Below are 22208 nucleotides of genomic sequence, written 5' to 3' on the forward strand. Positions count from 1 at the left end.
GCGCGGCTGATAGCCCAACTGGCCGCCGAGAAAAAAGTCGCCACGCAGATGGGCACGCAGAACCACGAGCATCCGGGCTATTTGCGGCTGGTGGAATTGATTCAGTCGGGCGCCATCGGCGCCGTGCGTGAAGTACACGTCATCACCGACCGGCCGGGCAGTTTTTGGCAACAGGGGCTCGAACGGCCGACCGACGCGCCGCCGGTTCCCAAAAGCTTACACTGGGATTTGTGGCTCGGCCCGGCAGCCGAGCGGCCTTACAACCCCGCGTACGTGCCGTTCCGCTGGCGCGGCTGGTGGGATTTCGGTTGCGGGGCGATCGGCGACATGGCGATTCATCTGATGGACCCGGCCTTCTGGGCGCTCAAGCTTGGCGGGCCGGTCAAGGTCACATCGAAGGGCCCGCCGCCGCACGCGGAAAGCGGCCCGACCTGGATGGAATCGCACTTCGAGTTCGGCCCGCGCGACGGCCTGCCGCCTTGCCAAGTCGTTTGGTACGAAGGCACAGTCAAGCCGCAGCCCGAGAGTGCCGCCTTGCTGCCGATGAACGGCTCGCTGTTCATCGGCGACGAAGGCAAGATCGCCATCGAGCACGGGCAGATGCCAAAACTGCTGCCCGAAGAAAAGTTCGCCGCCTTCGAAGGCCCCGAGCCCTCGCTGCCGCGTTCGCCCGGTCATCACCAGCAATGGATCGAAGCCTGCAAGACCGGCGGACGCGCGGGGAGCAACTTCGCCTACGCCGGCCCGTTCACGGAGATCGTGCTGTTGGGCAACGTGGCTTACCGCGTCGGCAAGCCGATCACTTACGATCCCGCGTCGGTGAAAATCACCGACGTGCCCGAGGCCAACCGGTTCCTGGGCAAAGAGTATCGCAAAGGCTGGGAAGTCTGAGGCGACAGCGGCGAGCCGGAGGCGTCAGCCTCCGTGTCGTACCACGGCATCCATCGCAGTCGCCGTCGTGCATGCGTTCGGCGTGCAACGCGAAGGCCTATGCCGCAGAGGAATCACGAAAGCGCGAAAGAACGAAAGAGGAAGGCCAGATGCGTTTAATGAGGTTCGCAGTCGTGACAGATCGGGTATTCATTTCCTTCGCGGTGCTGCTGGCATTGGCCGCGATGACTCGCGCCGACGAGCCGCAGCCGGTCACGCGGTCGCTGTATGTCGAAGGCTATACGGATCAGCTCAGTTATGCGCCGGGCGACACGGTCGAGTTCCACGTCTCCGCGACGGCGCCCAAGTGGTCGCTGGAAATCTCGCGGCTGGGGGCGAAGACCGAAACGGTTTTCAAGCAGGAAAACCTAGCGGGCGCCGCCTACCCGGTTCCGGCCAATGCTTCGTCGCACGGCTGCGGCTGGCCGGCATCGTTTACGCTGAAGATTCCTTCGGATTGGCGCAGCGGCTATTACGACGCAGTGCTGCGCGTAGCCGATGGCGGCGGCGAGTTCACCGAGCGCAACCGCCGCACGGCCGAGTCACGGCTGTTTTTCGTCGTTCGTTCGGCTCAGCCGGGAAAGAATTCCAAGATTCTGTTGCAATTGGCCACGAACACGTACAACGCCTACAACAATTGGGGCGGGCATAGCCTGTACGCCTTTCACGCCCGCAACAAGCTGCAAGGCACGCGAGTTTCGTTCGATCGCCCGCTGGCCGGGCAGTTTCGCACCTGGGAGTTGCCGTTCGTGGCCTGGGCCGAGCGTAACGGCATTGCCCTCGAATACGCGGTCAACTCCGATCTCGAATTTCGCCCCGAGTTGCTCAAGCAGTATAAGCTGGTGCTCAGCGTCGGCCACGATGAATATTGGTCCACGCCGATGCGCGATCATCTGGAAGCTTATATCGGCGCGGGCGGCAACGTGGCCTTCTTCAGCGGCAACACTTGCTGCTGGCAGGTGCGCAGCGAGGCCGAGGGCCGGCAGCTTGTCAGTTACAAGCAGGCGTTCAATCTCGATCCGCTGTTTCCCAGCGGCAAGCGGCGGCTGTTGGCCACGCTTTGGAGCCATCACCTCGTAGCCCGGCCGGAGAACCAACTGACCGGCGTGGGCTTTCTGCACGGCGGCTATCATCGCAGCCACGGCCAATACATGGACGGCGCGGCGGCGTTTACCGTGCATCGCCCCGAGCATTGGGTCTTCGCCGGCTCGGGGCTGAAGGCCGGCGAAAGCTTCGGCGGCAAGAACACGATCGTGGGCTACGAGTGCGACGGCTGCGAGTTCGAGTTGCAAGACGGCTTGCCGACCCCGACGCATCGCGACGGCACGCCCGAGACGTTCGCGATTCTCGGCACATGCCCTGCCCGCTGGCATCCCGATGACGCGCTGTGGTACGACCGCTTTCCACGCGACAAAACGGGCGCCCCGGCCGAAGGCCACGCCGTGATGGGCGTCTACACGCGCGGCGGCTCCGTTTTTACCGTTGGCACGACCGACTGGGCACACGGCCTGGCCGGCGACGACCCGGCCGTCGAGCGGATCACGCGGAACGTGCTCGAGCGGTTTTCGAAGTAGCTCTTGGCATCCGAAGCGTCAGCCACTGAAATGCCGGAGTATTTCCTGCTTCTGCGGTGATGGGACATCTCGCCGAAGCCTCCGATCTCGGTCGCTGCAAGATTCCGGCCTTCTTGACGCGCGATCGGCTATATACTGCTGTGTTAATGCGTGAACCGTTTCAGGCAACATTACTGAGGCCAACAATGGTTCGCCAAAGGTCCACGCTCAAGCAGTTTTCGATTGTCGCTACGGCTCTTTGCCTCACCTTGGGTACGTTCGGCATCTGCGGAATATCATGGAGTCCACGAATATCCATTGCGCCTGCAAAGGTGGGGCAGCGGATAGCGGTTCGGGTTCAGTATCCTCCTTGGCACGGTCGCAGGTTCGCGCTTTGGATATGTCCTAGCGGGACCTATGATTGGTGGGGAGATGGCGAGCGAGACACGGGAGTCGCGGGCCTCGCAACGCGCAAATGGCACGGCGGCTATTATTCCGAAGCGCAGTTGGGCCCGGTCCTCGCGCCGGGTGATTATGACGTCTATCTGACGTATGAAATTGCCCCGCCAATTGATGCTGAAGATCATACTCCGGCGTACGGTAAGATAACCGTGGCGGAGTGAGTCCTGTCCGTTCAGGATTGCCGGCGCTAAGCGATTAAGGCCGCGTTTTTTCGCTGCTTGTCCAGGCATGCCGCCGAATTCCGAAGACATTGCTCCAATCGCGCAAGCAATCTTCGTTGCGTCGCTTCCAACTTGCGGACCATGATCAGCAGCGGTTCGTCCGGCGGCGACGCAGGCAGGAACTCGAAGCTGCCTTGCCGATTCGCCCCAAGTGCTTTTTTGTCCATGAGTTGCAACCTTAAGTGGGAGGCGTTCTCGAGTTGACGTTCGCCGCAGATTCGCGTTCACTTCAAGTAACGTCGAAAATGGCCCGAGGCGCGCGCAGCAGCGGATGCGACTGGGGTTGTTCGACGGGCGAGACGCCGGGCGCCGGATTGCGCCGCGGGGCTTCATTGCCGCGGCAATTTCGCCTTTTTCAGGCACTGCTCGGAGCTGCGAATGCTCTTGTCGAGTTGTTGCAAGAGCCGGCGTTGGGTCTTTTTGAGTTCCAGCGTTTTGGCACGGAGAGAATCGGCTTCGACGGCTTTTTTGCGATTGGGCGACATCGAAATCCTGCATGAGCGGTCCACTCAAGTCGACGACATCCTCAGCGTTCAATCGAATAAAGCATCCGCAGCCCGACATGCTATCCGCCATTCTTTCCAATTCGGTTTCCGGTAAGCGCCTGTCATAATAATTGCAATTAAGAATCTTTTATATATCCAGTTTCTCGGCGGCGCGGTCAGTTAGCGGAAGAGAGCGTCGTTCCAACTACAAATTACCTGTCGTGGAGGCGTCCCGCCTGTGACGAAGCAGGCGTCCCGCCCGCACCACAACTCAGGACGCCGCCCGGCAATGCTCGATTTGTCGCGTGCCGCTGGCTAGGATGAAGTGCATCGCGCCGCAGGCGCATCAACGGTACAGAGGTCGGTCATGTCCCGCGTCGATCGCGTGTCGGAAGTCGTCCAGGCTTTGGAAGATAAGATCCTAAGCGGCGGTCTCAATCCCGGCGATCCGCTGCCCTCGGAGCGAGAGATCAGCACGCAACTGGGGGTCAGCCGCACCGTCGTTCGCGAGGCGATCGGCCGGTTGGCCGGCCTGGGCCTGGTTCGCAGCATCCAAGGTTCGGGCACGCGGGTCGCCGCGCCGAGCGGCCGGCAGATTTCGGTCGGCTATCAGCGTTTGCTGCGCTGGTCGGATTGCCGGTTGGAAGACCTAGCCGCCGTGCGGTTGCCTTTGGAGACGGCCATCGCGGCGTCGGCGGCGATTCATCGCACCGAGGTTCAGCTCGCTTCGCTCGAAGAGACGCAGCAGACTTTGGGAAACCCGGCCAAATCGCTCAAAGCGCACCTCAAGGCCGACCTTGATTTTCACGCGATTCTCGCCGAAGCCACCGGCAACGCGATGTTCCACCTGGTGCTGGCGCCGATTCAGGAATTGCTCATCGAGAGCCGGCGGCAGACGCTGGGCCGCCACGGCGCGGCCCTCGCCCATCGTCACCACGCCGACATTCTGGCCGCCGTCGTAGCCGGCGATGCGCGGCTCGCCAGCCAGGCCATGCGAGAGCATATCGAAGCGAACTTTCAGCACTTGCGTGCAGCGGCGACGAGCGTCGATGCGGTCCTGCTCGGCGATCAGCCGCAGGGTGGCGATACCATTCAGCGGCGCGTCAAGGAATTTCCGTAGGGAACGCCCTGCTATGCGGTTCAGCCGCAAGGCGGCGCAGAATCATCCTGTACCGCCCGTCGAGAAGGTTTCGCGAACCCAGGCTCGGAATGAGCGGATCCACGCCGTCTCGTCGGTCGTCGCTCGCTCTTCGAGGAAGCGATTCAGTCCCGCTATGCGCAATTCCAGCAAATTCCTGCTGCGTTCGGATTCAGCGTACTGTCCTTCGGCCAGCCATCGTCAATCTCGATATGAACATCCCCTCGGCCGCAACGGCGCGCGGCGAGGGGATCGGTGGGTTTCGCGTTTTCTCGCGGCGGCCGATCAGGCCTGGAACGAACTGCCGCAGCCGCAGCTCTTGACCGCGTTGGGGTTGTCGAAGGTGAAGCCGCGCTTCTCCAGGCCTTCGTAGAAGTCGACCGTCGTGCCGTCGAGATACAGCGCGCTCTTCTTGTCGACGACCACCGTCACGCCGTGATAGTCGTACTTGCTGTCGACCTTTTCATCGTAGGTCTTGTCGAAGCCGAGGCTGTATTGAAAGCCGCTGCAGCCGCCGCCCGCCACGCCGACGCGCAGGACCGTGTCCTCGTCGAACTTCTGTTCCTGCATGATCCGCTTGACTTCGTTGGCGGCCTTTTCGCTCAATGCCACTGCCATAGTGCTCTACCACTCCTGAAAAAGGGTGCGTGCTTGCTAAGCCCGGATTTTGACAACCAAGTATGCCTAAATTATACAACTCGCTGGAAAAAGGGAAGCCAGCCGGTCCCGAAACCGCGAAAAAACGCCTCAGGCCAGGCTGCTCAGCTTGCGCAGCCGGACGACCGCCTGGCTGACCGCCTCGATGGCAAACTCGACGTCGTCGGCCGTATTGAACCGGCCCAAGCCGAAGCGCAAGCTGGCCCGCGTCAGATCTTCGCTAAGACCCAAGGCCCGCAGCACATGGCTGGGCTCCGGGTCGGCCGACGTGCAGGCGCTGCCGGAGCTGACCGCCAGCCGCTTCATGCTCATCATCAAGGCCTCGCCGTCGACGTGGGCGAAACTGAGGTTCAAATTGCCGGGCAAGCGCCGGCTGCGGTCGGAAAGGGCCGGCCCGTTGAGCGACACTCCTTCGAGGGCTTTCAACAACCCGGCGCAAAGCCGATCGCGCAGCTCCGCCAGCCGCGTCGCCTCTGCAGGCAGTTCCGCGAGGCAAAGTTCCAGCGCCTTGGCGAAGCCCGCGATGCCCGGCACGTTGAGCGTGCCGCTGCGCAGCCCCCCTTCCTGGCCGCCGCCGTCGATCTGCGGCTGCAAACGGACGGGCGGACTGCGGCGCCGGACGTACAACGCCCCGACCCCCTTGGGGCCGTATATCTTGTGGGCCGAGAAGCTCATCAAATCGATCTGCAATTCCGTCACGTCGACGGGCAGTTTTCCGACGGCTTGCGTGGCGTCGCAGTGCAATAGTACTCCCCGCTGGCGGCAGATGGCGCCGATTTCGGCCAGCGGCTGGATGACGCCGATCTCGTTGTTGGCCAGCATCACCGAGACCAGCGCGGTGTCGTCGCGGATGGCGGCGGCCACTCGCCCCGTGTCGACAAGCCCCGCGCAAGCTTCGCCGACCGGCGCCACCGGCAAGAGCGTGACTTCGAAGCCGCGGCGGCCGAGACGCTCCAGCGGATCGAGCACGGCTTTGTGCTCGGTCGCGAGGCTGATGAAATGATCGCCTTTGCGCTTGCCGCGTTCGGCGACGCCGCGCAACGCGAGATTGTTGCTCTCGGTCGCGCCGCTGGTGAACACGATCTCGCGCGGCTCGGCGCCGATGGCCGCGGCGATCGACTGCCGCGACTCGTCGACGGCGTCCTTGGCCTCCCAGCCCCAGGCATGGCTCACGCTGCGGGCGTTGCCGTAGCGCTGGCTGAAAAACGGCAGCATCGCCTCGACCACGCGCGGATCGACGCGCGTGGTGGCGTGGTTGTCCATGTAAACGCGATCGGCGGGCATCGAGAATGCGCGAACGAACAGAGCTTTTTAAGAGCGGTCAACGCCGCCAACGCGGCGGCGGTTGCCGCCATTATATCAGTCCGGCGAACTGTCCGCTTCGAGCGAGTTGTTTTGCGCAGCCGCTCGAAGGCGGCTGGGCGCTTTTTAAGTTGGCGGGCGGTTAATTCCCAGTTTTTCACAATTTACCAGTAAGTTCGTCTCTTTCCTCGCCCGATATAATCCCAATGGAACTCCTCATGACGGGGCTGCCGGAGCAGGGAAGTGGTCGCACTTGTCCTGTACCTGGCGTGCGGCTCGACGCCAGAGTGCTACGTTGAAGAGCACGTCGACACGATCGCCGTGGTTCACGTCAAAGACGGCGCCGAGCTCGTCTTCTTCTTCGACTTCGTCCAGGGCGAGTGGGTTTGCCTCGATCATCGTTGGCTGGCGGGCGACATGCTGCCGGGCCGCTTGGGCGAACAGTGGACGCTCGCCTGGCACGACGACGGCGATTCGTGCTGGCGGCTGATACTCGCCGATCACTGGTACGAAACTTGGACGGACGAGAGCCCGTTGGCGGCGCAGCACAACCGTCCATGGTTCGCTCGCTTGTTGGCGCCCGGGCTGAAACAGCCCTGTAAACCCGTCCCGCCCTGAGCCCGTAGCGTCCGACGCGTCTTGAACCCGCCGCGTTTTCTCGCAGCGAGCCCTCCCGTCTCTCCGCCGAGCGTGCAAATCGCGTACGGAAAAAAACCGTCCGTTTGCGCAACCGCTACCCCCCTCCCCACGCAAAAGAGTGCTGTACAGACCCAGCGATCCATGCCAAACTAGGTTATTGGGAGAGTCGATCGACGGACCCGATGGTAGAGCGTTTAAAACGAGAGACGGTAAATGTGTAGCCAGACGATTGGTCGCCCGATGGAGATACTGTTGGTCGAAGATGGCCTGGTCGATGCTCGCGTGACGATCGCGGCGCTCCGCAAGGGCCTGATTCAGCACCGCTTGACGCTGATCCGCGATGGCATCGAGGCGATGGAATTTCTTCGCCGAGAGGGTAAGTTTGCCAGGGCGCCCCGTCCTGACCTGATTTTGCTCGATCTCTGCCTGCCCAAGAAAGACGGCCGCGAGGTGCTGGCCGAGGTCAAGGCCGACGACTCGTTGCGATCCATTCCGGTCGTCGTGATGACCAATTCGGACGACGAAGAAGACCGCCTGCAAAGCGAATTGCTCGGCATCGATTGCTTCATCACCAAGCCGGTCGACACCGACAAGTTCTTGACGGTCGTGCGACAGCTCAGGCGGTATCTGCACGCCGACCTGATTCTGCCCTCGGTTTGACGCGGCCCGGAATTCTTGCGCAATCGGCGCGTGGCAATCCCGCCGCCGCGCGCGGGAGGAAAACCTTGCCGATTGCGAGGCGTGCGCCGCGCTAGCGCGTTCGACTCGCCCTTGGCCTCTGCGAAAAAAGTCCGCCGACGCGTCGCGGCCCGATCGCCGAAAAGCCGAACTATCCTCCAGGCTTTTTCCCTCACGCGCGGTCCGTCCGCCGGACCCGGCGGGAATTGCCGAAGGAAACGGACAGGGAAAATCGGCTCAGTGGAACGTCCCAGCGCGATCTTCGGCCGCAACCCATTGAGCCACGGATGAAACACAGATGGATCACGGATGAAAAACAGAGTCGGAAAAACCGTGTCCGATCCGTGTTCGATCCGTGTTCGATCCGTGGCTCGCCCCCGCCAAAATCGCCGCTTGAATCTTCGCGAGACGCGGAGAAATAGAACGTTTGTAGGACGGATGTGGTTCATGCCGCGTTGGTCTCTCGGGGCTTGGTCGTTTGGGGCGCTGGCAATCGTCGTCTCGCTGGCGCGAAGCGCGCCGGCCGACGCGTTTCGACTACTGGCGTCCGACCACGAGGCGGCCCAGGCCCGCGTCGACCTCATCGACCAGGCGACCGTCTCGATCGAGACGTCGTATTATTGGATCGGCAACGACCGGATCGGGGCGATGTTCCTCTCGCGGCTCGAAGCGGCCGCCCGGCGCGGCGTGCGAGTGCGGTTGGTCGTCGACGCCGAACACAACGACGTGCCCCTGGAAGTCGAGGCCCTGCTGATTCGCTCGGGCGTCGAGATCAGGGAATATCACCCGGTCGGTCTGCGTCATCCGCTGTGGATCAACTACCGCATGCACGACAAGACGCTGGTCGTCGACGGCAAGCATCTGATCGTCGGCAGCCGCAATATTCGCGAACCGCATTTCGGCTTGGCCGAGATCAACTTCGTCGATCGCGACGCCTATCTGCGCGGCCCGACGGCCCGGCAGGTGCAAAGGTACTTCGAATGCCTGTGGACCTGCGCCGAAGTTGCGCCGCCCGATCTCGGTCGCCAGCCGCACCGGCGACGCGAGCGCAGCTCGCTCGATTTGACCAAAGTCGGCGTCCGCCAGGTCACCGGCCCGCTCTCGCCGCAGGAGGCGGCCCGACTTTGGCTCGAGGCGGCTAGCGACGTTGCCGTCGGCTGCCAGCCGATTCTCGGCGAGACGGAAACCGATTGGTCGGCCGCCGGCACGCGCCAGACGGAGTGCCTGCGGTTCGTCTTCGATCCGTGCGGGCGCAAGGGACATCCGCGCGGCATCAGCCGGCAACTGATCGACCTCATCGACGGCGCCCGCTCGAGCATCCTGTTCGAAACGCCCTACTTCCTGATGTCGAGCCGCTTGAAACGCGCGCTGGCCGGCGCCATCGCCCGCGGCGTGCAAGTGCGGGTATTGACCAATTCGCTGGAAACGACCGATCACCGCACGCTCACGGCCGGCTTTACCAACCAGAAACAATGCTTTCTGCTGCCGCGCGGCGTCGACGTCTGGGAGTTGGCCGGCGACGATCGTCACTTGCACGCCAAGTCGGCCGTCTTCGACGGCTCGATCGCCTTCGTCGGTTCATACAATTTCGATCCTCGCGCGGAGTATCTCAACACCGAAACGGGCGTCATCATCAATGCCCCGGAGATCGCCGCCTGGGTCGAGTCCTCGATCCGCGACCACATGCGGGGCAGTTATCACATCGGCTCGGACGGCCGCGATCGGGCCGAGGGCAGGCGCTTTCCGGGCGCCTCGGCCGGCCAGATCTTGAACATGGAGCCGTTGCGATTCGTCGCCCCGCTGGTGCGGCGGTGTCTGTAGACGCCGGGGATTACCGCCTCGGTGGTCGTTCGGCCAATCCAAGGGAGATTGCTCGGCTTCTGCAGTCTTCTTTCCGCGCTGCGGTTTACCACATTCACGGCATCGGTCGTGCTTTTGACGACTTGCGTTTTTCCGCAAGCCCGACCGAAAGGCGCCGTGTTTTTGAGCAATCGCTGCGAATTTGCCGAGGCTTTCGACAAACGCTCGCCCGACCGGCTTGCGAGGCCTATTCGCCCGAAAGTACGTGCCGGAACAACGGCATCCAAAGCAGACTGCCAATCGCAATACCTGCGACGAGCCACAAAGCGACTTGAAAGAACACGTTCGGTTGACGTAAGTCCTGATCCTCATTCATCGCTGCCACGTTGCTCCATTTCTGAGTTACCGCCTGCTTTCGTTGTTGAATCCCCGGCGACGGCCTGTGGCGCCGAACTGCGTCACTCCATCGGTCCATCGTCCATGCAATAGGTAGCAATTCGCGTGCCAAGCATCTGCCGACAGCAAGGGCGACCGAGCCGACGCGCCCGGTTGGCATAGCGGCTTACGTCAACACGATACCCGGGCCGATCAACAAACCGGGTTAGGAGCCGGTTAGGTTTCTGCGCGCTTTGCCGCGAAGAGCTTACACGCGCGAGAAGATCGAATCGCCGACGACGCCCGTGCTGTCGGAAAACGACTCTTGCTCGATGCCCAGCGAGTGCAGGATGCTGAGAAACACGTTCGACATCCGCGTTTCGTCGCGGCGCCAGTAGACGCCGTGCTTGAGCCCCATATTCGCCCCGCCGGCGATCAGGGTGGGAAGATTCCTCGGGTTGTGCGTGGTGCTGGCGCCGCTGCCGAAGAGCACGATGCTGTTGTCCAGCACCGGGCCGCTCTTATCGCGGAACTCTTGCAGTCGCGCGAAGAAGTACGCCAGTTGCTCGCTCAGGAACAAGTCGTACTTGGCGAAATTCAACTGGCCGTCCTTGTCCTCGGCGTGCGACAGGCTGTGGTGCGTGCGGCTCAGGCCGAGCTTCAGCGGGAAAGTATCGCTGATGCCCATGCCGTCTTCGCGATTCAGCATGAACGCCACGCTGCGCGTGATGTCGGCGTCGAAGGCCAAGGCGATCAAATCGAACATGTTGCGGTAATACTCGCGCGGTTCGCCCTCGGGAGAGGCGTCGAGATTGAGGTGCGAGTAGTCCTGGGCTTTCAGCGGGATGTCGATCCATTTCTCCGAAGCGGTCAGCCGCGATTCGACTTCGTCGAGCGAGGTCAGGTACTGATCCATCTTCTCGCGGTCGGAGTTGCCCAGCCGCTTATCGAGCGAGCGAGCGCTTTCGAGCACGGCGTCGACCAGGCGGATGCGCCGCTGGAGTTGATCGCGCCGCGATTCGAGCGACGCCCGGTCGCCGCGAAACAGGCGATCGAACACCCGGCGGGGACTGTTCTCGGCCGGGATCGGCTTGCCTTCCAGGCTGTACGAAATCGTGCCGGTGCGCGACAGAAAGCCTGTGCCGGCGTCGATCGACAACACCAGCGAAGGCTGGCGGCAGTATTGCTTGGTGTAGAGCGCGACGGCCTGGTCGAGCGCCACCGAGTTGTAAGCGCCCGGCTTGGGATTGTGCAGCGGGGCGCCGGTGAGCCACATGTCGGAGCAGACGTGCGGGTCGGCCTTGGGACCGCTCGGGTGGTACAGCCCGCCCAGGAAGCTCAATTGATTGCGAAACGGCGCCAGCGGTTCGGTCGATTTGCCGAACACGAACTGGCCGTTCTGCTCGGCCCTCGGGAACCAGCTCCAGTCGTCGATCGCGTGCTGCGGCCTCGGCAGCGACATGCCGTTGGCCGTGTAGAGGGCGCAGAATCGCCGGGGAATCTGCCCTGCAACCTCGTCGCCCATCGCGTCCAACACGGGCAGCGCCAACGAAACGCCGGCCAAGCCTTTGAGCACGGAACGACGATCGAGCTTCGCGGGTGCAGGCACAAGCATTCCTCGTTAATAAAGATATCGGCAGCGTGCAGACCGCTACTTCTCCAGGAACAACTCGCTTTGAACGACGAACCGGATGAGGTCTTGCAGGCGGTAACCGGCGGGCTTTGATTTTAGCCCCTCTTCCTTGAGGAATTCAAGTTCCTGGTAGCTCAGGCTGCGGCCCGCGGCGTAGCCGGCCAGGTGCTTGAGAAAGCTGAACGCCACCTGATCGAGCCGCTCTTCGGCCAGGTACTCGCGCAAGCCGCGGGCGTCGGCGATCTCCGTGCCGTCGGGCAGCGTCGATCGGGCGTCGACCGCTTGCCCGCTCTTGAACAGCCCGCCGGCGTCGAACTGCTCCAACGGCAGCCCCCAGGGGTCGATGCCTGAATGACACTTGGCGCAGCCTTCCTGATTACGATGCCGTTCGAGCTTCTGGCGGAGCGTGAGCTGCGCGCCGTCGTCCTGCGGCAGAACGGGCACGTTGGGCGGCGGATCGTCGGGCGGCTCGGCGATGATCTTCCGCGCCAGCCAGGCGCCGCGTTTGACGGGGTTCGCTTCCCGGCCGTCCGACAGTCCCGCGAGAATTCCGGCCTGGGCCAGCACGCCGCCCAGGTTCGCATGCTCGTGTTTGATCTCCACGAACTCGAAGCCGCGCTCGGTGCGATCGGCCAGGCCGTAGTAGCTGGCGACGACCTCGTCGGCCACGATGAAGTCGGATTGCACGAGGTTTTTAAGCGGGAGATTGTGACGCACGAGATGCGCGAGAAACTCCACCGGCTCTTGCCGCAAGTGCGTCTTGGCGTGGCGGGTCAGCCTCGGATAACGCTGGCGATCGGTCTCGACGACGTCGAGCTTGTCGAGGTTCAGCCACTGCGAAGCGAACTCGCGGGCGAACTGGTCGAACCGCGGGTCCTGGATCATGCGTTCGGTCTCGGCGTCGAGCGAATCGTGCAACCGCCCGGCTGCGGCCAGCGACAGCAGCCGCTCGTCGGGCGTCGTGTTCCAGAGGAAATAAGAGAGTTTCGAGGCCAACTCGAACGGGTCGAGAGGCTCTGCCTCGGGGCTCTTGCTGTTTTCGATCAGGAACAGGAATTGCGGTGAAGTCAGCGCGACCAGCAGCGCGTCTTTGACGCTTTGCCGGAATTCGTTCGTCCGCGCGAACGAATCTTGCCACACGGCGAACAGCGCCGCTTGTTCCTGCTCTGAGACTGGCCGGCGGAAGGCCCGCGTGGCGAACGAACGCAGGATTTCGCCCGCGTAGACGGCCGGCTCGGATTTGTGTTCCGAGTCAATAAAGATGTTGCCGTGCGTGGCCGGCGGCCAGGCGTCATAGAACGGCCCTTCGAAGTCCACGGAACGGACGAGCAACCGCGGCATGTCGCGGCCGTCGGTGTATTCGCTACGGACGCCGATTTCGCGGATGCCGGCCAGGTAGTTGACGTTGTCTTTCTCCACGTCGGGGCTGGGAAAGTTGGCGATGGCGCCTTCGAACACGTAGTCCTTCAGCTCCGAGGACGCCGCCGTTTGCGCATCGCCGACCGGCGCGAGCGTGCTGCCGCAATCGCGCCGCAAGCCGAGATGAACGCCGATTCGCGGCGAGCGGTTTTCGAAGATCGCGAAGCGTCGGGCCAGCTCGTGCGTTTCCTCCAAGGGCGTGAAGAGGATGCGCAACGGCGCCGGCTTGCCGCCGTATTCAGCGGCCACAGCCAGCGGACCGGCCGGTAATCGGACGAGCAGAAACGCCGGTTGATGAAGCGTTCCGGAAAAGCGCCGCTGGCCCAGGCTGAGCGTCAGGACCTGCGGCTTCATGGAGGCACGGGCGCCCTCGCCCGTGACTGCCGCGCCGGGCGGGGGCGCCCGGCCCTCCATTGATTCGGCGCCGTTCGTCTTCAATTGCGCATCGACCTGATAGATGCCCGCCGATTCGATCGCGACCGTTTGCGGCTGCGTGAGATCTTCGACCGCGACAGCCCCGGGCGACGACGCATCGCTGCTGGCGGCGCCGGGATCGAGCAGCAGGCCGTCGTCATATTTGGCGGCCTTGATCGTCACGCGAAACCGGCCCAGATCGGGCAGCTCGCGGAGCGAGATTTTGAAGTTGGCCTTCGGCCCGTAAGTGCTGTCGACCTGAAACAACTCGTCGCTGGGAATCGCCGGCCGCAGCAACAGGCCCTCGGGAACCGTCTGATACGCCAGGCCTTTGGGATAGCCGTCCGAGCCGCGCATGCAGGCGAAGACTGCGTGATAAATGCTGTCGTACTCGCGCCAGCCGCGCACCGTGTCGTTGCCCTGATAGCCTTCGATGAAGCGGTACTTGCTTCGCATCACGAACGGCTGGTACGCGAACGGCTTCGTGGGTTGCAACTGAGCGACTTTGAAGTCGTCGTTCTTGAGCAGATGGCTGAGGGCGCCGAGGATCAACTTGTCGGGACACGGCTCGGGGTTGATTTTCTCCCCCAGATCCATGCGGAAGTTTTGAATCTCGGGCGGCGAGGCCTCGTCGACGATCGAGCGATCAAGGGCCTTCTCCGCGATGCTGAAATAAGCTTCGACCAACAACGGCGAGAGCAACATCGTCCGGCCGTTATTCAAGAACCCTTCTTTGGAGACCGCGTCGGGCGGCAGCACTTCGGTCAAATCGTCTTCGATTGCCAAAAGATCTCGCAGCGTGTTGCGATATTGCGAGACGGTTAGCCGCCGCACGGAACCGTTCTTGGCCTGCTTGCGCGAGCGGACCATGACCAGCGCGTCGTCGATCCAGCCCGCGAGCAGTTGCCGCTCGTCGGCGGTCGGCTGGGGTTCGTCCTCGGGCGGCATCGTTTCGTCGGTCAGTTGCTCGCGAATCGCTTTCCAAAGGAACGCTCGCCGGCCTTCCAGCGAGCCGTCCAGGTGATCGACGCGAATGCCCGACTTCATCTTGTCGAGGTTGTGGCAGCGCAGGCAGTGTTTTTGGATCAGCGGCTGGATTTGCGTTTGAAACCGCTGCTGGATGGCGGCGACCTGGCCGGCGGCAGCTTCTTCGGCCGCGGGTGCGTTTTGGGCCAGCGTGTTTGCGATCTGAAAGATAAAGAGCAGGTTCGCCGTCGCCAGCACGGCAAAAGCGAAACGGAACTTCGACGTTGAATGCGAATGTGCGTGGGCCATGTTCTCTGCGATTTTTAGTTCGTCGGCCGTAAAAGGCGGGCTTTGCTCAGGGGGGTCCATTGTACGACAAAAACGCCCCGTCGAGTAATCTCTGCGCCGTTGCAAAATCCAGTTGCTGCTCGTCGGCGAAGACGATTTCGCTTGCTCCGTCATGCGTGCGGACGCCGAATGTTATCGCGTCGAAGGCCGCACGGTCGAATTCGTTTCCATTCCCGGCTGGGGCCACCAATGGTCGCCGGCGCACAACTCGCGAATTTGGAGTTTTCTTTCGCAACATTCGCTGGTCGGCGATCGATCCCGATTGCTCGACGCGAACTGAATTCCGGGTTACGCGCCGGACGTTTCCGGCCAGGCGCGCAGTGCGAACTCGGCGACTTCGCTCAGTTGAGCGCGGGTGGCGCCGCCGGCGGCCTGCACCGAAAGGCCCCAGATCACGGTAATGATGTAGCGAGCCAGGATCGCGGCATCGGCGCTTGCCGGCAGGTCGGCCTCGGCGATCGCGTGCCCGAAGCGGCGGCGGACCGCGGCCTCGGCCGCAGCCCGAGTCAGGCTGAGTTGCCGCCGAATCGACTCGGCGCCGGGTCCCGAGACCAGCGCCCCCTGTACGAGCAAACAGCCGTCGGGGTGGCGCGGGTTCATGGCCATGTCGATCGCGCCGCGGAACAGCGCTTCGGCAGCGCGGCGTGCGGTCGGTTCTTGCAGGGCTCGCGGCAGGTAGGAAGCCGGCTTTTCGAGATAGCGATCGAGGGCTTTGTGGAACAGGGCTTCCTTATTGCCGAAAGCGGCGTACAGACTGGGCATATTCACGCCCATCGCCCCGGCCAGCGACGCGCCTTCGTAGCCATGCCGCCAGAAGATCAACAGCGCCGCATCGAGTGCCGCATCGAGGTCGAATTTTCTCGGCCGCCCTCGGGGCATCCACCGCTTCCTCTCGCCCCGTCAATTATTTATCGAGTGCTACATTATACAGCTTGACAGGCGAACCGTGATGGCGACCGAAACCGAAAGCGGCGATTCGAACGCCGCTGGATCCGCGCCCGACAAGCCGCATGGTTATCGAAAACGACCGTCAAACTCGCCTGCCAAGAAAATCGCTTTTTCGTTAGACTAGCCTACGGGCGGTTTGAAGCGCCGCAACCAAGCTGGCGGCTCGCACGGCTCGATCCCTGCTTCCCGTACTTTTGTAACCGTCGCCCTTTATGCCGTATCCCGATCTGGATGGTTTTCTGGGAACGCGCGCGTCGTTGATGCTCGACGTGGTCTTTCTGGCGATGTTCGCCGTCTTGCCCGTCATGGCGTGGAGCATCTATTTGGTCAAGTTCCGGCGACGGTACCTGCTGCACAAGCGGATTCAGCTTGCCTTGGGCCTGGTGCTGCTGGTCGCCGTCGTGCTGTTCGAGGGCGATATGCGCGTCCATGGCTGGGCGGAGCGCGCCAAACCTTCGCCTTATCACGAGACCTGGGTTCCCTGCTCGCTTTACATTCACCTGCCGTTCGCCGTTTCGACGGCCATCCTCTGGCTCGTCGTGACGATCCGCGCGGTGCGGCGCTTTCCCTGCCCGCCCGAGCCCAACCAGCACAGCCGCTCGCACGTGGTCTGGGCCAAGCTGGCGGCGATCGACATGCTCTGCACCGCCCTGACCGGTTGGGTCTTTTATTGGCTGGCGTTCGTGGCCGGCTAGCAACCTGCCGGCTTTGCTTTCACCAACCGCCGACAGCCGGGGGTGGCTGGCGGCAGAGCCCAGGCGATGCCCCAGCGCACTGGGGCTTCGCCCGGCCCAGATCCAGAAGCTCGCTATCTGGACATGCAGCAATTCACGGCTGCCAAAGCGCTTGTCACGACCCTTGGTACGGGCTGACCTTGGCCACGGCTTTGCCGCCGGAGGCGGCGACGCGGTTGATCGCGTTAAGGAACGCTTTGGCGCTGGCCTCGATGCTGTCGGTCGAAACGCCGCGGCCGCGGTAGATCTGGCCGCGATGGGCGACTTCGACCGTCACCTCGGCCTGGGCGTCCTTGCCCACGGTTACGCTGTGGACGCGGAAGTCCTTGCAGACCACCTCGATGCCGGTGATCTGTTCGATTGCCAGAAACAAGGCGTCGAACGGCCCGTCGCCGGTACAGACTTCGCGGGTGATTTCTTCCTCGCCCCGCTTGAGCGTGAGGGTCACCTTCGGCACGGCGCCGGTGGCCGCCGCCAGCGTGTAGCGGCTGATCGACCACATCTCGCCGGTTTCGCGAATCTCTTCGTCAATCAGCGCGGCGATGTCGGCGTCGTAGACTTCTTTCTTCTTGTCGGCCAGGGCCTTGAATTGCACGAACAGCGTTTGCAGTTGCTCCGCCGAAAGGCTATAGCCCAGCGCCTTGACCCGATCGCCGAGCGCGGCCCGGCCGCTGTGCTTGCCCAGCACCAGGTCGGTCTGCGCGAGGCCGACGTCTTCGGGCCGCATGATCTCGTAGGTCGAACGCTCTTTGAGCATGCCGTCCTGGTGAATGCCGGCTTCGTGGGCGAAGGCGTTGCGGCCGACGATCGCCTTGTTGCGCTGCACCTGAATGCCCGTGATGTTCGAGACCAGCCGGCTGGCGGGCACGAGCCGCTGGGTGACGATGCCGGTCGTGCAGTGGTAATAGTCTTGCCGCGTGCGCATGGCCATCACGGCTTCTTCGAGCGAGCAATTGCCGGCCCGCTCGCCGATGCCGTTGATCGTACACTCGATCTGCCCGGCGCCGTTCTCGACGGCCGATAGGCTATTGGCGACGGCCAGCCCGAGATCGTTGTGGCAATGGATGCTGATCACCGCGCGATCGATGTTCGGCACGCGCTCGCGCAGCGTGCGGATCACGCGGCCCATGTGGGCCGGGGTGGCGTAGCCCACCGTGTCGGGAATATTGACGGTCGTGGCGCCGGCGTTGATGGCGGCCTCGACGACTTCGCAAAGAAAGTCGGGCTCGGTGCGGGCGGCGTCTTCGGGCGAGAACTCGATGTCGGAGCAATAGCCCGCCGCGCGGCGCACGCCGGCCACGGCTCGCTCGATGATTTCCTCTTTGCCCATCTTGAGCTTGAACTCGCGATGGATGGCGCTGGTGGCCAGAAAGACGTGAATCCGCGCCCGCTCGGCGTGCTTGAGCGCCTCCCAGGCCCGGTCGATGTCCTGGTCGTTGCAGCGGGCCAGGCCACAAATGGTCGAGCCTCGCACGCTCTCGGAGATCTGCTTGACGGCCTCGAAATCGCCTTGCGAAGCGATCGGAAAGCCAGCCTCGATAATGTCGACGCCCAAGGCGACCAGCGCCTGGGCGATTTCGAGTTTTTCGGGGATGTTCATGCTGGCGCCCGGCGATTGCTCGCCGTCGCGCAGCGTCGTGTCGAAGATAGTAATGCGTCGCGTTTCGCTCATCGGTCGATGGTCCTGTATTCGAGTGCTTGATTTGATTCTACCCTGTCTGCAGGCCGGTCCTAGACCGGCCCGGGTAGCGCCAACCGCGCCCTCGTCGGCAGCAGGCCGCGCCGGCGGTTGGGCGGCACGGCGCCGGCGGAAAACAGGCGAAAATCGAACGGCGAGTGCATTGCAGGAGCTTTTCCGAGTAGGTCAGGCTTTCCAGCCTGACGCCCACCGTAGGTCAGGCTTTCCAGCCTGACGGCCGTCAGGCTGGAAAGCCTGACCTACGGTGGGCGTCAGGCTGGAAAGCCTGACCTACTCGGAAAAGCTCCTGCAATGCACTCGCCGTTCGATTTTCGCCTGTTTTCCGCCGGCGCCGTGCCGCCCAACCGCCGGCGCGGCCTGCTGCCGACGAGGGCGCGGTTGGCGCTACCCGGGCCGGTCTAGGACCGGCCTGCAGACAGGGTAGAATCAAATCAAGCACTCGAATACAGGACCATCGACCGATGAGCGAAACGCGACGCATTACTATCTTCGACACGACGCTGCGCGACGGCGAGCAATCGCCGGGCGCCAGCATGAACATCCCCGAAAAACTCGAAATCGCCCAGGCGCTGGTCGCCTTGGGCGTCGACATTATCGAGGCTGGCTTTCCGATCGCTTCGCAAGGCGATTTCGAGGCCGTCAAGCAGATCTCCGAGAGCGTGCGAGGCTCGACCATTTGTGGCCTGGCCCGCTGCAACGACCAGGACATCGACCGGGCCTGGGAGGCGCTCAAGCACGCCGAGCGGGCGCGGATTCACGTCTTTCTGGCCACCAGCGCCATCCATCGCGAGTTCAAGCTCAAGATGGGCAAAGAGGAAATCATCGAGCGAGCCGTGGCCGGCGTGCGCCGCGCGGCGGGCTATTGCTCCGACATCGAGTTCTCGCCCGAAGACGCCGCCCGCACCGAGCCCGACTTTCTTTGCGAAGTCGTCGAGGCCGCCATCAACGCCGGCGCCACGACCGTCAATATTCCCGACACGGTGGGCTACGCCACCCCGGCCCACATGGGCCGCGTGATCCGCACGCTGCGCGAGCGCGTGCCGAACATCGATCGCGCGGTGATCAGCATCCATTGCCACAACGATCTCGGGCTGGCCGTCGCCAATAGCCTATCGGCCGTCGAGAACGGCGCCGGGCAGATCGAGTGTACGATCAACGGCATCGGCGAGCGGGCCGGCAATTGCTCGCTCGAAGAAGCCGTGATGGCCATGCGCACGCGGCAAGACTATTACCACTGCACGACCGGCATCGTCACCCAGCGGCTCGTGCCCGCCAGCCGGCTGGTCTCGAACATCACGGGCATTCAGGTGCAGCGCAACAAGGCGATCGTCGGCCGCAACGCCTTCGCCCACGAAGCCGGCATTCACCAGGACGGCATGCTCAAAGAGCGTTCGACCTACGAGATCATGCGGCCCGAAGACGTCGGCCTCGCGCAGACCGACCTGGTGCTGGGCAAGCACAGCGGCCGGGCCGCGCTCGGCGATCGGGTCAAGGCGCTGGGCTATAGCCTTTCGGCGGAGCAACTGCAAACGCTGTTCGTGCAATTCAAGGCCCTGGCCGACAAGAAGAAAGAAGTCTACGACGCCGACATCGCCGCGCTGATTGACGAAGAGATTCGCGAAACCGGCGAGATGTGGTCGATCAGCCGCTACACGCTGGCGGCGGCCACCGGCGCCGTGCCGAAGGTGACCCTCACGCTCAAGCGGGGCGAGGAAGAAATCACCCGCGAAGTCTGTACCGGCGACGGGCCGTTCGACGCCTTGTTTCTGGCAATCGAACAGATCACCGGCATCGAGGTGGTCTGCAAGGACTTCCGCGTCCACAGCGTAACCGTGGGCAAGGACGCCCAGGCCGAGGTGACGGTCGAAGTCGCCCATCGCGGCCAGATCTACCGCGGCCGCGGCGTTTCGACCGACAGCATCGAGGCCAGCGCCAAAGCGTTCCTTAACGCGATCAACCGCGTCGCCGCCTCCGGCGGCAAAGCCGTGGCCAAGGTCAGCCCGTACCAAGGGTCGTGACAAGCGCTTTGGCAGCCGTGAATTGCTGCATGTCCAGATAGCGAGCTTCTGGATCTGGGCCGGGCGAAGCCCCAGTGCGCTGGGGCATCGCCTGGGCTCTGCCGCCAGCCACCCCCGGCTGTCGGCGGTTGGTGAAAGCAAAGCCGGCAGGTTGCTAGCCGGCCACGAACGCCAGCCAATAAAAGACCCAACCGGTCAGGGCGGTGCAGAGCATGTCGATCGCCGCCAGCTTGGCCCAGACCACGTGCGAGCGGCTGTGCTGGTTGGGCTCGGGCGGGCAGGGAAAGCGCCGCACCGCGCGGATCGTCACGACGAGCCAGAGGATGGCCGTCGAAACGGCGAACGGCAGGTGAATGTAAAGCGAGCAGGGAACCCAGGTCTCGTGATAAGGCGAAGGTTTGGCGCGCTCCGCCCAGCCATGGACGCGCATATCGCCCTCGAACAGCACGACGGCGACCAGCAGCACCAGGCCCAAGGCAAGCTGAATCCGCTTGTGCAGCAGGTACCGTCGCCGGAACTTGACCAAATAGATGCTCCACGCCATGACGGGCAAGACGGCGAACATCGCCAGAAAGACCACGTCGAGCATCAACGACGCGCGCGTTCCCAGAAAACCATCCAGATCGGGATACGGCATAAAGGGCGACGGTTACAAAAGTACGGGAAGCAGGGATCGAGCCGTGCGAGCCGCCAGCTTGGTTGCGGCGCTTCAAACCGCCCGTAGGCTAGTCTAACGAAAAAGCGATTTTCTTGGCAGGCGAGTTTGACGGTCGTTTTCGATAACCATGCGGCTTGTCGGGCGCGGATCCAGCGGCGTTCGAATCGCCGCTTTCGGTTTCGGTCGCCATCACGGTTCGCCTGTCAAGCTGTATAATGTAGCACTCGATAAATAATTGACGGGGCGAGAGGAAGCGGTGGATGCCCCGAGGGCGGCCGAGAAAATTCGACCTCGATGCGGCACTCGATGCGGCGCTGTTGATCTTCTGGCGGCATGGCTACGAAGGCGCGTCGCTGGCCGGGGCGATGGGCGTGAATATGCCCAGTCTGTACGCCGCTTTCGGCAATAAGGAAGCCCTGTTCCACAAAGCCCTCGATCGCTATCTCGAAAAGCCGGCTTCCTACCTGCCGCGAGCCCTGCAAGAACCGACCGCACGCCGCGCTGCCGAAGCGCTGTTCCGCGGCGCGATCGACATGGCCATGAACCCGCGCCACCCCGACGGCTGTTTGCTCGTACAGGGGGCGCTGGTCTCGGGACCCGGCGCCGAGTCGATTCGGCGGCAACTCAGCCTGACTCGGGCTGCGGCCGAGGCCGCGGTCCGCCGCCGCTTCGGGCACGCGATCGCCGAGGCCGACCTGCCGGCAAGCGCCGATGCCGCGATCCTGGCTCGCTACATCATTACCGTGATCTGGGGCCTTTCGGTGCAGGCCGCCGGCGGCGCCACCCGCGCTCAACTGAGCGAAGTCGCCGAGTTCGCACTGCGCGCCTGGCCGGAAACGTCCGGCGCGTAACCCGGAATTCAGTTCGCGTCGAGCAATCGGGATCGATCGCCGACCAGCGAATGTTGCGAAAGAAAACTCCAAATTCGCGAGTTGTGCGCCGGCGACCATTGGTGGCCCCAGCCGGGAATGGAAACGAATTCGACCGTGCGGCCTTCGACGCGATAACATTCGGCGTCCGCACGCATGACGGAGCAAGCGAAATCGTCTTCGCCGACGAGCAGCAACTGGATTTTGCAACGGCGCAGAGATTACTCGACGGGGCGTTTTTGTCGTACAATGGACCCCCCTG

At 63.2% G+C, this 22208-nt stretch carries 17 protein-coding genes; 9 read left to right on the plus strand and 8 right to left on the minus strand.

Going from position 1 to position 22208, the window contains the following annotated elements; translation table 11 throughout:
* Both VNH11_29950 and VNH11_29955 read left to right on the plus strand, forming a co-directional pair.
* Nucleotides 1-891, plus strand: an 891-nt coding sequence (locus VNH11_29950; GenBank protein ID HVA50607.1) for a gfo/Idh/MocA family oxidoreductase, incomplete at its 5' end; no start/stop codon positions are given.
* Nucleotides 892-1064: 173 nt separating this feature from the next.
* Nucleotides 1065-2504, plus strand: coding sequence for a N,N-dimethylformamidase beta subunit family domain-containing protein (locus VNH11_29955; protein ID HVA50608.1), 1440 nt, complete (start codon nt 1065-1067; stop codon nt 2502-2504).
* 991 nt (nt 2505-3495) lie between these two features.
* Here the strand turns inward: VNH11_29955 and VNH11_29960 are convergent.
* Nucleotides 3496-3651: a hypothetical protein gene (locus tag VNH11_29960; GenBank protein ID HVA50609.1), complete on the minus strand. Its 156-nt coding sequence runs from the start codon at nt 3649-3651 to the stop codon at nt 3496-3498.
* Nucleotides 3652-4018: 367 nt separating this feature from the next.
* On the opposite strand from VNH11_29960, the gene VNH11_29965 reads away from it, so the two are divergent.
* Nucleotides 4019-4771: a FadR/GntR family transcriptional regulator gene (locus VNH11_29965; protein ID HVA50610.1), complete on the plus strand. Its 753-nt coding sequence runs from the start codon at nt 4019-4021 to the stop codon at nt 4769-4771.
* 303 nt (nt 4772-5074) lie between these two features.
* On the opposite strand, the gene VNH11_29970 is transcribed toward VNH11_29965, so the two are convergent.
* Both VNH11_29970 and VNH11_29975 read right to left on the minus strand, forming a co-directional pair.
* On the minus strand, nt 5075-5407 hold the full coding sequence (locus VNH11_29970) for an iron-sulfur cluster assembly accessory protein (protein HVA50611.1): 333 nt from the start codon (nt 5405-5407) through the stop codon (nt 5075-5077).
* A gap of 129 nt (nt 5408-5536) precedes the next feature.
* Nucleotides 5537-6730, minus strand: coding sequence for an aminotransferase class V-fold PLP-dependent enzyme (locus tag VNH11_29975; GenBank protein ID HVA50612.1), 1194 nt, complete (start codon nt 6728-6730; stop codon nt 5537-5539).
* A 261-nt stretch (nt 6731-6991) separates the two neighbouring features.
* Here VNH11_29975 and VNH11_29980 point away from each other — a divergent pair, with 261 nt between their 5' ends.
* The 3 genes from VNH11_29980 to VNH11_29990 all read left to right on the plus strand — a co-directional run bounded on the left by VNH11_29980 (nt 6992) and on the right by VNH11_29990 (nt 9886).
* Nucleotides 6992-7366: a hypothetical protein gene (locus tag VNH11_29980; GenBank protein ID HVA50613.1), complete on the plus strand. Its 375-nt coding sequence runs from the start codon at nt 6992-6994 to the stop codon at nt 7364-7366.
* Between the two features lie 234 nt (nt 7367-7600).
* Entirely contained in the window at nt 7601-8047 is a 447-nt protein-coding gene (locus VNH11_29985; GenBank protein HVA50614.1) for a response regulator, read from the plus strand.
* A 465-nt stretch (nt 8048-8512) separates the two neighbouring features.
* Entirely contained in the window at nt 8513-9886 is a 1374-nt protein-coding gene (locus VNH11_29990) for a phospholipase D family protein (protein HVA50615.1), read from the plus strand.
* Nucleotides 9887-10508: 622 nt separating this feature from the next.
* On the opposite strand, the gene VNH11_29995 is transcribed toward VNH11_29990, so the two are convergent.
* The 3 genes from VNH11_29995 to VNH11_30005 all read right to left on the minus strand — a co-directional run bounded on the left by VNH11_29995 (nt 10509) and on the right by VNH11_30005 (nt 15899).
* A complete protein-coding gene (locus VNH11_29995) occupies nt 10509-11849 on the minus strand; it encodes a DUF1552 domain-containing protein (GenBank protein ID HVA50616.1) in 1341 nt (446 codons plus the stop codon).
* 42 nt (nt 11850-11891) lie between these two features.
* Nucleotides 11892-14981 (minus strand): DUF1592 domain-containing protein, encoded by a 3090-nt coding sequence (locus tag VNH11_30000; GenBank protein ID HVA50617.1) that lies wholly within the window; start codon nt 14979-14981, stop codon nt 11892-11894.
* A gap of 327 nt (nt 14982-15308) precedes the next feature.
* On the minus strand, nt 15309-15899 hold the full coding sequence (locus tag VNH11_30005; GenBank protein ID HVA50618.1) for a TetR/AcrR family transcriptional regulator: 591 nt from the start codon (nt 15897-15899) through the stop codon (nt 15309-15311).
* A 281-nt stretch (nt 15900-16180) separates the two neighbouring features.
* Here VNH11_30005 and VNH11_30010 point away from each other — a divergent pair, with 281 nt between their 5' ends.
* Entirely contained in the window at nt 16181-16663 is a 483-nt protein-coding gene (locus tag VNH11_30010) for a DUF420 domain-containing protein (GenBank protein ID HVA50619.1), read from the plus strand.
* Nucleotides 16664-16817: 154 nt separating this feature from the next.
* Here VNH11_30010 and VNH11_30015 read toward each other — a convergent pair whose 3' ends face one another.
* Nucleotides 16818-18374, minus strand: a complete 1557-nt coding sequence (locus tag VNH11_30015; protein HVA50620.1) for a 2-isopropylmalate synthase — start codon at nt 18372-18374, stop codon at nt 16818-16820.
* 488 nt (nt 18375-18862) lie between these two features.
* Here VNH11_30015 and VNH11_30020 point away from each other — a divergent pair, with 488 nt between their 5' ends.
* The gene (locus VNH11_30020; protein ID HVA50621.1) at nt 18863-20419 is read left to right on the plus strand and encodes a 2-isopropylmalate synthase; all 1557 of its coding nucleotides are present in this window, start codon (nt 18863-18865) and stop codon (nt 20417-20419) included.
* Between the two features lie 154 nt (nt 20420-20573).
* Here the strand turns inward: VNH11_30020 and VNH11_30025 are convergent, their stop codons facing one another.
* Nucleotides 20574-21056: a DUF420 domain-containing protein gene (locus tag VNH11_30025; protein HVA50622.1), complete on the minus strand. Its 483-nt coding sequence runs from the start codon at nt 21054-21056 to the stop codon at nt 20574-20576.
* Between the two features lie 281 nt (nt 21057-21337).
* On the opposite strand from VNH11_30025, the gene VNH11_30030 reads away from it, so the two are divergent.
* Nucleotides 21338-21928: a TetR/AcrR family transcriptional regulator gene (locus VNH11_30030; GenBank protein ID HVA50623.1), complete on the plus strand. Its 591-nt coding sequence runs from the start codon at nt 21338-21340 to the stop codon at nt 21926-21928.
* Nucleotides 21929-22208: the final 280 nt, after the last annotated feature.

It is taken from the genome of Pirellulales bacterium, from assembly GCA_035533075.1.
Taxonomy (GTDB): domain Bacteria; phylum Planctomycetota; class Planctomycetia; order Pirellulales; family JAICIG01; genus DASSFG01.